General features: G+C 61.8%; 11 protein-coding genes. 1 reads left to right on the forward strand and 10 read right to left on the reverse strand.

Annotated features, from left to right (window positions below; all coding sequences use genetic code 11):
• Positions 1 to 2: 2 nt before the first annotated feature.
• The 6 genes from ACVWZP_RS06480 to ACVWZP_RS06505 form a co-directional block, all read right to left on the reverse strand.
• Positions 3 to 1304 carry an HlyD family type I secretion periplasmic adaptor subunit gene (locus tag ACVWZP_RS06480; protein WP_017845715.1) on the reverse strand — a complete coding sequence of 434 codons (1302 nt, stop codon included), beginning with the start codon at positions 1302 to 1304 and terminating at the stop codon, positions 3 to 5.
• Entirely contained in the window at positions 1301 to 3052 is a 1752-nt protein-coding gene (locus tag ACVWZP_RS06485) for a type I secretion system permease/ATPase (protein WP_046383348.1), read from the reverse strand. Before ACVWZP_RS06485 ends, ACVWZP_RS06480 begins: the two co-directional genes overlap by 4 nt.
• A gap of 97 nt (positions 3053 to 3149) precedes the next feature.
• Positions 3150 to 3518, reverse strand: a complete 369-nt coding sequence (locus ACVWZP_RS06490; RefSeq protein ID WP_448124010.1) for an AprI/Inh family metalloprotease inhibitor — start codon at positions 3516 to 3518, stop codon at positions 3150 to 3152.
• 48 nt (positions 3519 to 3566) lie between these two features.
• Positions 3567 to 5000 (reverse strand): serralysin family metalloprotease, encoded by a 1434-nt coding sequence (locus tag ACVWZP_RS06495; RefSeq protein WP_104903141.1) that lies wholly within the window; start codon positions 4998 to 5000, stop codon positions 3567 to 3569.
• A 358-nt stretch (positions 5001 to 5358) separates the two neighbouring features.
• The gene (locus tag ACVWZP_RS06500) at positions 5359 to 6462 is read right to left on the reverse strand and encodes a DmpA family aminopeptidase (protein WP_079443742.1); all 1104 of its coding nucleotides are present in this window, start codon (positions 6460 to 6462) and stop codon (positions 5359 to 5361) included.
• A gap of 9 nt (positions 6463 to 6471) precedes the next feature.
• Positions 6472 to 7836, reverse strand: coding sequence for an APC family permease (locus tag ACVWZP_RS06505; RefSeq protein WP_017845710.1), 1365 nt, complete (start codon positions 7834 to 7836; stop codon positions 6472 to 6474).
• A gap of 199 nt (positions 7837 to 8035) precedes the next feature.
• On the opposite strand from ACVWZP_RS06505, the gene ACVWZP_RS06510 reads away from it, so the two are divergent.
• A complete protein-coding gene (locus tag ACVWZP_RS06510; RefSeq protein ID WP_017845709.1) occupies positions 8036 to 8830 on the forward strand; it encodes a helix-turn-helix transcriptional regulator in 795 nt (264 codons plus the stop codon).
• Positions 8831 to 8874: 44 nt separating this feature from the next.
• Here ACVWZP_RS06510 and ACVWZP_RS06515 read toward each other — a convergent pair whose 3' ends face one another.
• From ACVWZP_RS06515 to ACVWZP_RS06530, 4 genes are all read right to left on the reverse strand, one after another.
• Complete coding sequence (locus ACVWZP_RS06515; protein ID WP_057004055.1) at positions 8875 to 9954, reverse strand: polyamine ABC transporter substrate-binding protein; 1080 nt, start codon at positions 9952 to 9954, stop codon at positions 8875 to 8877.
• 60 nt (positions 9955 to 10014) lie between these two features.
• Positions 10015 to 10356: a cupin domain-containing protein gene (locus tag ACVWZP_RS06520; RefSeq protein WP_046383344.1), complete on the reverse strand. Its 342-nt coding sequence runs from the start codon at positions 10354 to 10356 to the stop codon at positions 10015 to 10017.
• Between the two features lie 26 nt (positions 10357 to 10382).
• Complete coding sequence (locus tag ACVWZP_RS06525; protein ID WP_104903137.1) at positions 10383 to 11789, reverse strand: NAD(P)/FAD-dependent oxidoreductase; 1407 nt, start codon at positions 11787 to 11789, stop codon at positions 10383 to 10385.
• A 168-nt stretch (positions 11790 to 11957) separates the two neighbouring features.
• Entirely contained in the window at positions 11958 to 12386 is a 429-nt protein-coding gene (locus ACVWZP_RS06530; RefSeq protein WP_457369576.1) for a hypothetical protein, read from the reverse strand.
• Positions 12387 to 12416: the final 30 nt, after the last annotated feature.

The raw sequence follows: 12416 nt of genomic DNA on the forward strand, positions 1-12416 counted from the left end.
GTTCATTCCTCCGTCAACGCAGAGCCGGCGCGGTCGAGCAGCGGCTTGAACAGGTAATTGAGCAACGAGCGCTCGCCGGTACGCACGAACATCTCGGCGGGCATGCCCGGCTTGATCACCAGGCCGTGGAGTGTTTCCAGCGCGGCCTCGCTGACGCTGGTGCGCAGCACGTAGTACGGCGCGCCGGTCTTTTCGTCGAGCAGTTGGTCGGCAGAAATCAGACTGACCTGCCCCGGCACACGCGGGGTACGACTCTGGTTGAACGCGGTGAACAGGATGTCGACCGGCAGGTGGGTGCCGACCTTGTCCACCAGGTGGACCGGCAAATGCCCCTCGACTTCCAGCCGCGTACCCTGTGGCACGATCTCCAGCAAGGTCTCCCCGGCACGCACCACCGCGCCTTCGGTGTGGACGCCGAGGTTGACCGCAATGCCATCGGCCGGCGCGTTGATTTCGCTGTGTTGCAGGTCGAACCCGGCGGACGTGAGTTGCTGCTCCAGGGTCAGGCTGCGCAGTTGCGCGTCAGCCAGTTGGCTGCGCACTTCCTTCTGGTATTCGTCGCTGTGCTGCTGCAGTTTGAGCCGCGATTCGAGGATGCCCTGCTCCACTCGGCCGCTTTCGCCGGTGTTCTGCGCCAGGTCCTGTTGCACCTGGGACAGCTGGCGCTGGTACTCCATCAAACGGTTGCGCGGGATGTAGCCATTGTCGGCCAGGGGCTGCAAATTGCTCAGTTGATCGCGCAAGGATTGAGCCTGGGCGCTCAGGTCGCTGCGTGCGCGGCGCATGCCATTGAGCTGCGCCGTGGCGCCGTCGATATTCGCGCGAATCCCCGCCTGTTCACGGGCAAAGGCTTCGCGGCGGCTGCTGAACAGTTGACGCTGGCCTTCGAGCACCAAGGCCAGCGCAGGGTCCGGGGCGGTGCTGAGTTCGGCGGGAAACACGATGGCCGCGCGATTGTCGCGCTCGCTCTGCCAGCGCGCCACACTGGCCCAGGCCAGGCGGTACTGCGCTTGCAGCGATTGCACATCGGCCTGGTTCTGGGTCTGGTCAAGACGAAACAGCGGCTGGCCCTGTTTGACCGTCTCACCTTCGCGCACCAGGATCCGGCTGACCACGCCGGGGCTGAAGGTCTGCACGGCCTTGCGCTTGCCCGAGACCACCACGGTGCCCTGCACCGGAATGCCCTGGTCCAACGGCGCCAGGCTGGCCCAGAGGAAAAACCCACCGGCGCCGACCACCGTCAGCCACCAGCCCAGACGCACGAAAAAAGCGGCGTCGCGTTGTTCCACAGTGAGCATGCTCATGCGCCTGGATTCCTTGCGGTTTGATACTGACGACTGAAACTGACGCCGGTTTTTTCCTGCGTCGCCGCCTGCTGGCCGGACAACGCGCGCAGCACGTCCTGGCTCGGCCCAAACGCTTGCAGGTGGCCTTCGTTGAGCACCAGCAACTTGTCGGCCTGGGCCAGGGCCGAAGAGCGGTGGGTGACGAGAATCACGCTGCTGCCCTGGGCCTTCAGTTGCACGATGGCGCTGGCCAGCGCGGCTTCACCGACGGTGTCGAGGTTGGAGTTGGGTTCGTCCAGCACGACCAGCCGCGGCCCGCCATACAGCGCACGCGCCAGGGCCACCCGTTGCTTCTGGCCGCCGGACAGGCCGCCGCCGTTGTCGCCCAACACGGTGTCGTAGCCTTGCGGCAGGCGCAGAATCAATTCATGCACGCCGGCCTGTTGCGCCGCCTGGACCACCTGCGCCGGGTCGGCATCGCGAAAGCGCGCAATGTTGTCGGCGATGCTGCCGCTGAACAGTTCGATGTCCTGGGGCAGGTAACCGATGTGCGGGCCAAGATCGTCACGGTCCCAGCGATGGATATCCGCGCCATCCAGGCGCACGGTGCCGGCCAGGGTTGGCCAAATGCCCACCAGCACCCGCGCCAGCGTGGACTTGCCGGACCCCGACGCGCCCAGCACCCCCAGCACCTCGCCGGCGCCCAGGTGGAAACTGACCTGATGCAGCGTCGCCAGGCGTCGACCCGGCGGGCCGGCGCTGACCTGCTCGAAACTCACCTGGCCCTTGGGGGCGGGCAAGGCCATCGGCTCGACGTCCGGCGCAAATTCGCGCAGCAGTTGGTCAAGCCGCTGATAGGCCAGCTTGGCCGAACTCCACTGCTTCCACACGGCAATCAACTGGTCGATCGGGCTGAGCACCCGCCCCATCAGGATCGAACCGGCGATCATCATCCCGGCGGTCATCTCGCCCTTGATCACCAAGAATGCGCCCAGGCCGAGCACCAACGATTGCAGGCACAGGCGCAGGGATTTGCTCAGCGCGGTGATCACCGAGCCGGTGTCGCTGGCCGCGTTCTGCAAGCCCAGGAACTGCGAATGCACGGCAAACCAGCGCTGGCGCAATGCGCCGAGCATGCCCATGGCCTGGATGGTTTCGGCGTTGTGCAAATGGCTGGTGGCCAGTTGGCTGGATTGCTGGGAGTAACCGCCAGCCTCAGCCAGGGGCTTGTTGGTCAGGTATTCATTGAGGCAGGCCAGGCCGATCAGCAGCAAGGCCCCCGCCGTGGCCAGCACGCCCAGCCACACGTTGAACAGGAAAATCACCAACAGATAGATCGGAAACCACGGCGCATCAAAAAACGCGAACAGCGCCGGCCCGGTGATGAACTGGCGCAGATGGGTCAAATCTGCCAGGGACTGCCCGGCATGCCCCTGGCCGCGTTGCAGGTTGCGTTCGAAGGCGGCTTTATACACGCGCAAGTTGAAGCGCCGTTCCAACTGGCTGCCGATGCGGATCACGATAAAACTGCGGATGACTTCCAGGCTGCCGATAAAGGCGAAGAAACCGACGACCATCAGCGTCAACATCACCAGAGTGGTTTCATTCTGGGAGGACAGCACGCGGTCATACACTTGCAGCATATAAATGGATGGCACCAGCATCAGCAGGTTAATTAATGCAGTGAAACAGCCAACGCTGATCAAAATACTTTTATATTCACCCAGCGCCTTGAATAAAGGCGCAACAACAGGGGGCTTCGCCATGGTGTTTGATCTTCCTTGAACCCAATGACCGGCAATAGTTGCCCCAGCCCCTGAATAAGCGGCGGCCAACTATTAAATTCGAGTTATAGCGTTATAACTAAGGTATTCGTTGCAATATCACGATATCGCCAGATGGCGTGCGCGCCTGGTATTCACCGTCGCGCTGACGATTCAAGTGGGTAATCCCGGAACCTTCGGCATTCATCAACCAGATCCCGTCCGGCGTCGGCGACCATGTCAGGGGTTTGTCTCCCAGCCATTGCTCAACGCAGGCCACATCGCCCCCCACGGCGGTGGCTTGCTCCAGCAAATCCAGGGCACAGACCTGATCCTGTCGGTGCAGTTGCCAATGTCCGGCCAACTGCGCGGTGGTGGGTAAAACGAGACTGCTAGCCATTGCATGGGCTCCTGCCGACACGAACAACACCTGTAGGACACAGGCGATCAAATGCACAAAACGCGGCATGTGTATGCCCCTCCTGGAAGCGCGGCGCCACAACGCCGCGCCGGAGCATCAGGCCACGATGTCGCTGACCGCTGCCTGGCCCACGGTGGTGACGAGGAAATCCGCCACGCCGTGCCCGGAGAAGTCCACGGCCAAGGTACCCAGGTGGGTGCCCGAGGCATAGCTCAATACTGCGTCGCCGGCATGCCCGGTGAACGCGTTGACGAAGCTCAGGCCCGCACCTTTGGTGATGCCGCTCAGGTCGATCTTGTCGGCGCCGCTGGTGAAGTCAAAGATCTTGTCCGCCGCACCTGGCTTGGAATCGGAACTGGCACCGAACACAAAGGTGTCGTTGCCGGCGCCGCCCCACAGTTGGTCCGCACCGCCAGCGCCGTAGATGAGGTCGTTGCCGGCCCCGCCCTTGATCAGGTTGGCGGCATTGTTGCCGATGATCAGATCGTTGCCCGCGCCGCCGAAGGCGTTTTCCACGGTGACGCCCTTGGCGATGGACACGTTGCCCACCAGGCCGCCAACGTCGGAGAACGAGGTCTCATTGAGGTTGATCTTCTGGTTCTGGGTAAAACCGGAAAAATCCAGGGTGTCGTTGCCGCCGCCGTCCCAGACCGAAAATACCAGCTTGTCGGCGTTGGCGGTGGCGCTGAGAAAATCACGCCCGGTGTTGGAGTTGAAGCCGTAGGTGGTGTCGCCGGCGCGGGTGGCGTAGTTCGCGCCGTAAAGCTTCTGGATCGCCGCGATATCGTCGATCAACGGCCCGGAGGCATAGGCCTCGACCCCGCCCTTGCTGAAGTTCTGGTTGGTGTTGCTCTCGCTCCAGTAACTCATGAGGCTGTAGCCGCGCGTGTCCTGTCCATAGGTCGCGTCGTTGTAGGTCGGGTTGCCATTCCCGGCGTTGTAGTCGCCGGGGTGAGCCAGGCCCAGGGTATGACCGATCTCGTGGGTCAGGGTCTGCCGGCCGTAGTTGTTCAGGTCCGGGGTCTTGTTGGGTGTGTAGCTGCTGTTGGTCAGGTACCACGAGGTGCCGTCGTAGCCCGCGCCGGTGCCGGGCAGGTAGGCGAAGGCCGCCGCGCCGTCCTGGCCGCCGCTGTAGTTGCCGAAGGTCATATGCCCATCGCCACCGCGGGCCTTCTCGGTGAAGGCAACGTTGGCGACATCCGACCAGGACTGCATGGCCAGTGCGGCCTGGGCTTTCTGCTGGCTGTTGAACTGGCTGAAGCCCGAGATGCCATGCTTGTTCAGCGTGCTCGAGGAGGCCGAGGTCAGAAAGGTGTAGGTCAGGTCGATCTTGCCGTTGCCGTCGACGTCCCGGTACGCGGCGCCGTCGCGCAGCAGCTGGGTGGCGGCCTGGTCAACGGAATAGGAGGGTTTGCCATTGATCGTGAGGTTGCCGCCACGGTCGTACAGATGGCTGAAACTATCGATTTGCGTATACGCAGTGCTGGCTTGCGCGGCAGACACAATAGCCTGGTCTTTTACTTTTGACATAAACGTACTTCCTTGTGTGCAAGTGCATCAGTCTTGGGTCGATAGGAACCCCGCTGGCGAGATCGTCCTATCACTCGCCTCTTTTGAAGGCGTCACGAAACTGACACAACTTGAAATCTTTCGTCTACATCTATTTACGCAGTGAAAACCGACAAGCCGGCAACTTAAGCAAGTCGCGTGCAATGTTTGTAGGGGGTTAGTTGCTTTTGTCCGACAAAAAGCGCCGTGCTGTTATTTAAATATTAAATAGCGGTAAAGCCGCTCAACTTGAGCGGCGCACTTGTTTAGATGGATCCAATATATTGTCACGGTGTCATTCGCCGCATTAAAGAGCCAGCATCTTTATAAATACACCGGATTATCGGCAGCTGTTCCAGCCCGTCTCGCGCAATGCCTGCAACAGGGTTTCGCCGTCCAGACCCGGCACCCGCACCCCGTCGTCGGTGGTCATGCTCTCACCGGCCAGCATGGCGTTGACGATCGCCTCCTCCACTGCCTCCGCCGCGGCGAGGAACAGCGGGGACATATGATCGTTATTGACCATCTGCACCGCGCTGCTGAACGCCAGGTCCTTGCGCCCATAGTCCGCCGGGGGCAGCGCCTGATTGCCGGTGGCGAAGGCCAGGAACAGGTCGCCGCTGGAATCCTCGGTGCCGCCGCCGGTGCGCGCAATGCCGATGGACGCGCGTTGCGCCAGGCGCCGGCATTGATGGGGCAGCAACGGCGCGTCGGTGGCCAGGATCACCACGATCGAGCCCATGCCCGGCGTGCCCCGCTCGGCGAACGGCGATGGGATCGTCATCAACTGCCGGCCCACCGGGTAGCCGTCGACCCGCAGTTCCTGGCGCTTGCCATGGTTGGCCTGCACCAGCACGCCGACCGTCCAGCCGCCCTGCTCCGCCGGCAACCGGCGCGACGCGGTGCCGATGCCGCCCTTGAATTCATGGCAGATCATCCCGGTGCCGCCGCCCACCGCGCCTTCCTGTACCGGACCACTTTCGGCGTGCTCCAGCGCCTCGCGCACATGCGCAGGCTTGACGTGCTGGCCCCAGATATCGTTCAGCAGGCCGTCGTAGGTTTCCATCACCACCGGCATGCACCAGTACACGGCCGGGTCCGCCAGACGCTCGCGCTCCAGGGCAATCAGGGTGTCGCGCACAATGCCGAGGCTGTGGGTGTTGGTGATCGCCAATGGCGTGGTCAACAGCCCTGCTTCGCTGATCCACTCCAGGCCCGTGGCGTCGCCATTGCCGTTGAGCACGTGATACCCGGCAAAGCACGGCTGCTGCCGCGCCTCGCCGGCACGCGGCTGGACCACTGTGACGCCGGTACACACCTGTTTACCGTCGACGCGGGTCTTGAGCGTGCTGTGGCCGACCCGGACGCCGGGAACATCGGTGATGGCATTCAACGCGCCGGGCGTGCCCAGCCCCAACGTGATGCCCAATTGACGTGCGCGCATAACCACTCCTTACAGTTTCTGATACGCCGGACTCAACCGGCCACTGATGCAATACAGAATCACCGACAGTGCCAGCAAGCCGATGATGACCATGATGTCGCGCACCGAAGCCTCCGCGATCAAGGTCATCAACAGATACCCGGCGCCCAGCACCGCCAGCAATGCCGGCAGCGGCCACAAGGGCATGCGATACGGATGTGCGCGCTCACGCAGCAGCACCCGGCTCATCAGCGCACTCAAGGCCACGATCAGGTACACCAGCATGATCAGCAGCACACTGAACGAGGTGAGGTCCGCCAGGTTGGAGCTGAAACTCAGCAGCGCCGAAGGGATCGCCAGGAACAGCGTCGCCAGCCAGGGCGAATCCCAGCGCGGGTGAATGCGCGTGAACAGTTTGTTGATGGTCGGCGTCCACAGGGCGTCGCGGCCGCTGCTGAATACCACGCGGCCGATCTGGATCACGATGGCGACGATGGCGTTGAATACCGAGAGGAAGATCCCGGCACTGACCAGGCGTGACAAGGTTTCGTTGCCATGGCTGGTCAGCAGGTAGCCGATGGGGTCGGGGCTGCTGATCATCGCACTCAGCGACGGCGCGCCGATCAGCAGCGCCGTGATCGGCACCAGTTCGATCACCACCACCAGCCCCAGGGACCACAACACCGCTTTGTGTACGCCCTTGCCGCCGCATTTCATGTCTTCGGCCAGCAGCACTGCCGGCCCGTAGCCATTGAAGGAGAACAGGCCGATGCCGACCGCGCCGATCACCAGGGCCCAGGGCGCCAGGTGCAACATGCCGTTTTCGACGATCTGCGGCTGAAACAGCACGCTGACCGGCTGCACCGGATGGCCGAAGCCGAGGAACACGATCACCAGCAAGGCCGCCACTTCCAGCAGCAGGCAAGTGCCGGTGATCCAGGCATTGAGCTTGATATTGAGGATGCCCAGGGCGTAACTGCACACCACAATGACCAGCGCAACGGTCTGGGCATCGAACCGGGTGCCCAGGGCGTTATTCAAGTAGGTCGCCGCGCCCGTGGCCAGTACCGGTGGGATAAACAGCAACATCACCAGTACCGTCAGGAACGTCGCATAGCCCGCCATGCCGCCGAATACCCGCTTGGCATACACATATTCACCGCCAGCGCTGTTGTGGGCGCGGCCCAGTTCGGCGTAGCAAAAGGCGAACATCAGCGCGAGCAAGGCGGCCATGACAAAGGCCAGGAACACGCCGCTGCCGGCCTGTTGAATGGCGAACGGGGCGATCACGAACACCGAACTGGCGGGCGTCACCGCCGAAACGGTAATGGCCACCACATCGAAGACGCTCAGGGTGGGCTTGAGCACGCCGTCAGGCGCGGGGGAAGCACTCATATCGTTATCCTCTGTCGTTGTTTTTGGTGTGAGGCAGAAACGAAAAGTCTGAAAGTCGTGGGATATGTTTCCCACTCAATGATCGCGAAGTTAAAGCCAGAGCTGTTGTCAGCCAATTCCCCTATTGGCGTACTCCCCTTGACGACACCCGGCAAAAGCCGAACCCTTGGCCGATCTTTTGATGAGGGGAACCTGTGACATGAGCCTGTTCAGGGAAGTCGGCATGCATGCGGGGCTGGGGCGTACCCTGTCACAGATCGGCAGCGAGCGATTCTGGAAACAGCTGGTGCTGTTGTTGCACCAATGCCTGCCGTTCGATAACGCCCTGGCGATTTTCTACCCGCTCGATGGCCTGCCCCAGGCCCTGGAGGAATACGACGCCCAGCCCAGCAGCAAACCGGCGTCGATGCTGGTGTACCTCAACGGCCTGTACGTGCTTGACCCGTTTTTCCAGGCCTGCCGCGAAGGGTATGCCAGCGGCGTGTACCGCCTGGAGGAAGTGGCGCCGGACCATTTCCGCCAGAGCGAATACTTCCTCAATTACTTCCACGACAACGTGCTGGAAGACGAGGTGCAATTCATCCTGCAACTACCTGGCGCGGGCACATTGTCGCTGTCATTGGGCATGCAGCGGCGCTTCAGTGCTGAAGAAACCGGGCTGCTGACCACCTTGGCGGCGTGGGTGCTGCCGTTGATGCAGCAGCATTGGCAGCAAAGCACCCAGCGTGTACCGGCAGCGCAGGCGATGGCCAGCCAGATTCGCGATGCGCTGAGCCATTTCGGCTGCGGCGTGCTCTCGGACCGCGAGCTGGAAGTCGCCCGCCTGGTACTGCGCGGGTTCTCCTCCAAGGCCATGGCCGAGCGCCTGAATATCTCGCCGGATACGGTCAAAGTGCATCGCCGGCATCTGTACGCCAAGCTGGATATTTCTTCGCAGCCGGAGCTGTTCTCGTTGTTTATCCAGTCGTTGGGGCATGACCTGGAAAACCCCTGAAATCCAAATGTGGGAGGGGGCTAGCCCTCTCCCACATCAGTTCTTCAGCGCCCGGTACGAATGGTGTTCCACACCCGCGTGCGAACCCGGTCGATATTCAGTGGCATCGCTTCCAGCGCGAACAACTTACCCATCATTTCCGCGCTTGGGTAGATCTTGGTATCGGCCTTGATTGCCGGGTCCACCAGGCTGTCCGCCGCACTGTTGCCGTTGGCGTAATGAACGGAGTTGGTGATGTCGGCCATCACTTGGGGCTCCAGCAAGTAGTTCATGAAGGCATACCCGGCCTTTTCATCCGGGGCGTCGGCGGGCATGGCCACCATGTCGAACCAGATCGCGGCGCCTTCCTTGGGGATCTGATAGCCGATGTTCACGCCATTCTTGGCTTCCTTGGCGCGGCTTTCGGCTTGCAGCACGTCGCCGGAGAAACCGACGGCCACGCAGATGTCGCCATTGGCCAGGTCACCGGTGTATTTCGAGGAGTGGAAGTACGCCACGTAAGGGCGAACTTTCATCAGCAGCGCCTCGGCTTTCTTGTAGTCCTCCGGCTTCTTGCTGTGGGGTGGCAGCCCCAGGTAATTCAGAGCGATCGGCAACAATTCCGGGCCATTGTCGAGGATGGCCACCCCGCATTTGCTGAGCTTTTGCATGTATTCGGGCTTGAAGATCAGGTCCCAGGAATTCACAGGCGCGTTATCGCCCAGCACTGCCTTGACCTTGTCGATGTTGTAGCCGATGCCGGTGCTGCCCCACAGGTACGGGAAGCCGTGGGCGTTGCCCGGGTCGTTGTTTTCCAGGGCCTTGAGCAGCACCGGGTTGAGGTTCTTCCAATTGGGCAATTGGCTCTTGTCGAGCTTCTTCAGGGCGCCGCCCTGGATCTGCCGCGCCATGAAGTGGTTGGAGGGGAACACCACGTCATAGCCGGAGTTACCGGTCATCAACTTGCCATCGAGGGTTTCGTTGCTGTCGTACACGTCATAGCTGAAACCGATGCCGGTTTGTTTCTGGAAGTTCTTCGTGGTGTCCGGCGCAATGTAGCTCGACCAGTTGTAGATCTTCACCGTCTCGGCGGCCTGACTGATAGCGGCCACCAACATCAAGGGCAACAGGGCAATGGCTTTCATGGTTCGATTTCCTGGCGGTTTTAGGGCTGTTTTTATGGCAGGCGATCAAGGATCAAAGCGTTACAGAATCAATACATAGGTCTTGCGCACGGTTTCCTGGATATCCCAGGTTCCGCTGCTGTTGGCCGGCAACATCAGTGCATCGCCAGCTTGTAGGTGGACGATTTCACCGTCGTCAGGGGTGAAAGTGCAGCGGCCCTGGATAAAGTGGCAAAACTCCTGGGCTTTGATCTGCCGGCGCCAGCGGCCGGGGGTACAGGCCCAGATACCGGTTTCGACGCCGTCGCTGCGCTCGACGCTCAAGGTCGACGCCACGGCGATCGGCTCGCCCAGGGGCACGGCGACCGGTGACGAATCCGGCAGGTGGGCATTCAGCGCGTCTTTGAATTGAGTGATGCTCATGGGGCTACCTGTGTGAGTGGAACGGCTCAGTGCATGAAACTTTCCATGAACCCGGCCACGCCGATCGCCAACTTGCGGCGCCAGGGCGCGGTATTGGGGTTGGCCAATACCTGGTCCTCATGGACAAAACTGCGAATGATCGCGTTGTAGCCCAGCCAGCGGCACGGCTCCGGCTCCCAGGCCTTGAGCGCCTCCAGGCCACGCTCGCGGATCACCCAGGGTTGATGGGTCAACGGCGTCTCCTGGCCCAGGATCAGGTCGGCCAGGGTGCGGCCGCCCAGGTTGGTGGCACCGACGCCCTCCCCGCCGTAGCCGCCGGACAGCGCGATGCCGGTGGCGTGATGGCAGAGCATGTGCGGTCGGAACTGGCGCGACATGCCGAGGTTGCCGCCCCAGGAGTGGGTAATCCGCACGTTTTTCAACTGTGGGAACAGCTCGCCGAACAGGTAGCGACGCAGCGCCACTTCGCTGTCGGTCAAATCGAAGTCGTGGCGCAATTTGCCAGCAAACTGATAACCGCCACGGGCACCGAACACCAGACGGTTGTCGGCCGAGCGCTGGCCATAGGTGACCTGGCGGCTGCTTTCGCCGAAGGCCTGGCCATGCCTCAGGCCGATTTCGTCCCAGGTGCTGGCGGGTAATGGCTCGGTGGCGACGATCAGGCTTTGCACCGGCAGTTGGTAGCGACCCAACGGCGCCAAGGTGGTCGCGTAGCCCTCCACGGCCGGCACCACCCAGGCGGCACGCACGCCGGCCTTTGCAGTGCGCAGGCGGCCGGACTGCCAATGGGTGACGGGCGAGTTTTCGTAGATCTTGACGCCCATGCGTTCCACCACCCGCGCCAGGCCGCGGACCAACTTGGCTGGGTTGATCGTCGCCACATGGGGCGCATAAACCGCGCCAAAGGGCTTGGCGATTCGCAGTTGCTCAGCCAGTTGTTGCGGGCTCAGCCAGCGGTAGTCGGCCTCGGTGAGGCCTTGGGCGTAGAGCTTGTCCAGATAAAGGCGCAGGCTGCTTTCCTGCTCGGGGTAACGCGCGGCGCAGTACAGGGCGCCGCCCTTGCGGTAGTCGCAGTCGATGCCTTCGCGGGCCAGCACCTGCGCCACTTCGTCGGGAATGCCGTGCAGCAGGTCAAACGAAGCACGCCGCTGCTCGGGCGTGAGGCCGGCGAGTAAACGGTCTTCCCCCAACAGGTTGCCCATCAACCAGCCGCCATTGCGCCCGGACGCGCCGAAACCGGCGGTTTGCGCCTCGATGATGGCAATGTTCAGCTCGGGCGCCTGGCGCTTGAGGTAATACGCGGTCCACAGACCGGTGTAACCGGCGCCGATGATGGCCACGTTGACGTCCAGGTCGTGCTCCAGAGACGGCCGCGCCAGCAGCGGGTCGTCCAACTGGTCCATCCATAAACTGATAGTGCGCCATGCCGGCATGCCAGGTTCCCCTACCTCGTTTCGATAGGCTGGATCCTAGAGCGGGATGTCAGGGGCTGTCTTGCGCGCGTGCACGCAGGGAAATGTTGGCGCGACCTGCTGCCCCGTCAACGCCGAATGATTGGCGCTAACCGACGCGGGCAGAGGCTGCGGGGCCGACTATTTATTCTACCCCTTGAAGGCGTACTGGACGTTTACGATAGTCGTTCGACCGCCAACACTGAACTCACAACTCACTACCCCGAATAACTGTTTAAGGGGGATGCTCCTGGTGAGCGACACCTCGCCTTTGTCAGCTGTATAGCTGTTACCGGTTTGATGGTCGACGTAAATAACATCTTTAACACTCTCCCCGCCCACCTGGTATTTACCCGTCGAAATGGTGGGCGGTGTGAGTTGCACTTGAACCGCTTCGAATTTATCCGGGTTCTCGTCAACGGTTCGGGCACCGAAAAACCTCAGCGCACCGTCTTGCTCATCCATATACACACGGTCCGCTTGAAAGGTGTGACCCGTTCCGTCGATGTTAATGATTCCGTCCATGCGGCCTTCACTCTCTGGACCGTTCGGGTGGGCGGATTTATTGTGCTTAGGCATAGCGACACTCCAACTGAAAGAAAAGATGCC

It is taken from the genome of Pseudomonas sp. TE36184 (assembly GCF_054060055.1).

What these genes read in the sequence shown, in the direction of transcription:
- ACVWZP_RS06480 (WP_017845715.1), bottom strand. Translation starts at nt 1,304, where the DNA reads ATGAGCATGCTCACTGTGGAACAACGCGACGCCGCTTTTTTCGTGCGT.
- ACVWZP_RS06485 (WP_046383348.1), bottom strand. Translation starts at nt 3,052, where the DNA reads ATGGCGAAGCCCCCTGTTGTTGCGCCTTTATTCAAGGCGCTGGGTGAA.
- ACVWZP_RS06490 (WP_448124010.1), bottom strand. Translation starts at nt 3,518, where the DNA reads ATGCCGCGTTTTGTGCATTTGATCGCCTGTGTCCTACAGGTGTTGTTC.
- ACVWZP_RS06495 (WP_104903141.1), bottom strand. Translation starts at nt 5,000, where the DNA reads ATGTCAAAAGTAAAAGACCAGGCTATTGTGTCTGCCGCGCAAGCCAGC.
- ACVWZP_RS06500 (WP_079443742.1), bottom strand. Translation starts at nt 6,462, where the DNA reads ATGCGCGCACGTCAATTGGGCATCACGTTGGGGCTGGGCACGCCCGGC.
- ACVWZP_RS06505 (WP_017845710.1), bottom strand. Translation starts at nt 7,836, where the DNA reads ATGAGTGCTTCCCCCGCGCCTGACGGCGTGCTCAAGCCCACCCTGAGC.
- ACVWZP_RS06510 (WP_017845709.1), top strand. Translation starts at nt 8,036, where the DNA reads ATGAGCCTGTTCAGGGAAGTCGGCATGCATGCGGGGCTGGGGCGTACC.
- ACVWZP_RS06515 (WP_057004055.1), bottom strand. Translation starts at nt 9,954, where the DNA reads ATGAAAGCCATTGCCCTGTTGCCCTTGATGTTGGTGGCCGCTATCAGT.
- ACVWZP_RS06520 (WP_046383344.1), bottom strand. Translation starts at nt 10,356, where the DNA reads ATGAGCATCACTCAATTCAAAGACGCGCTGAATGCCCACCTGCCGGAT.
- ACVWZP_RS06525 (WP_104903137.1), bottom strand. Translation starts at nt 11,789, where the DNA reads ATGCCGGCATGGCGCACTATCAGTTTATGGATGGACCAGTTGGACGAC.
- ACVWZP_RS06530 (WP_457369576.1), bottom strand. Translation starts at nt 12,386, where the DNA reads ATGCCTAAGCACAATAAATCCGCCCACCCGAACGGTCCAGAGAGTGAA.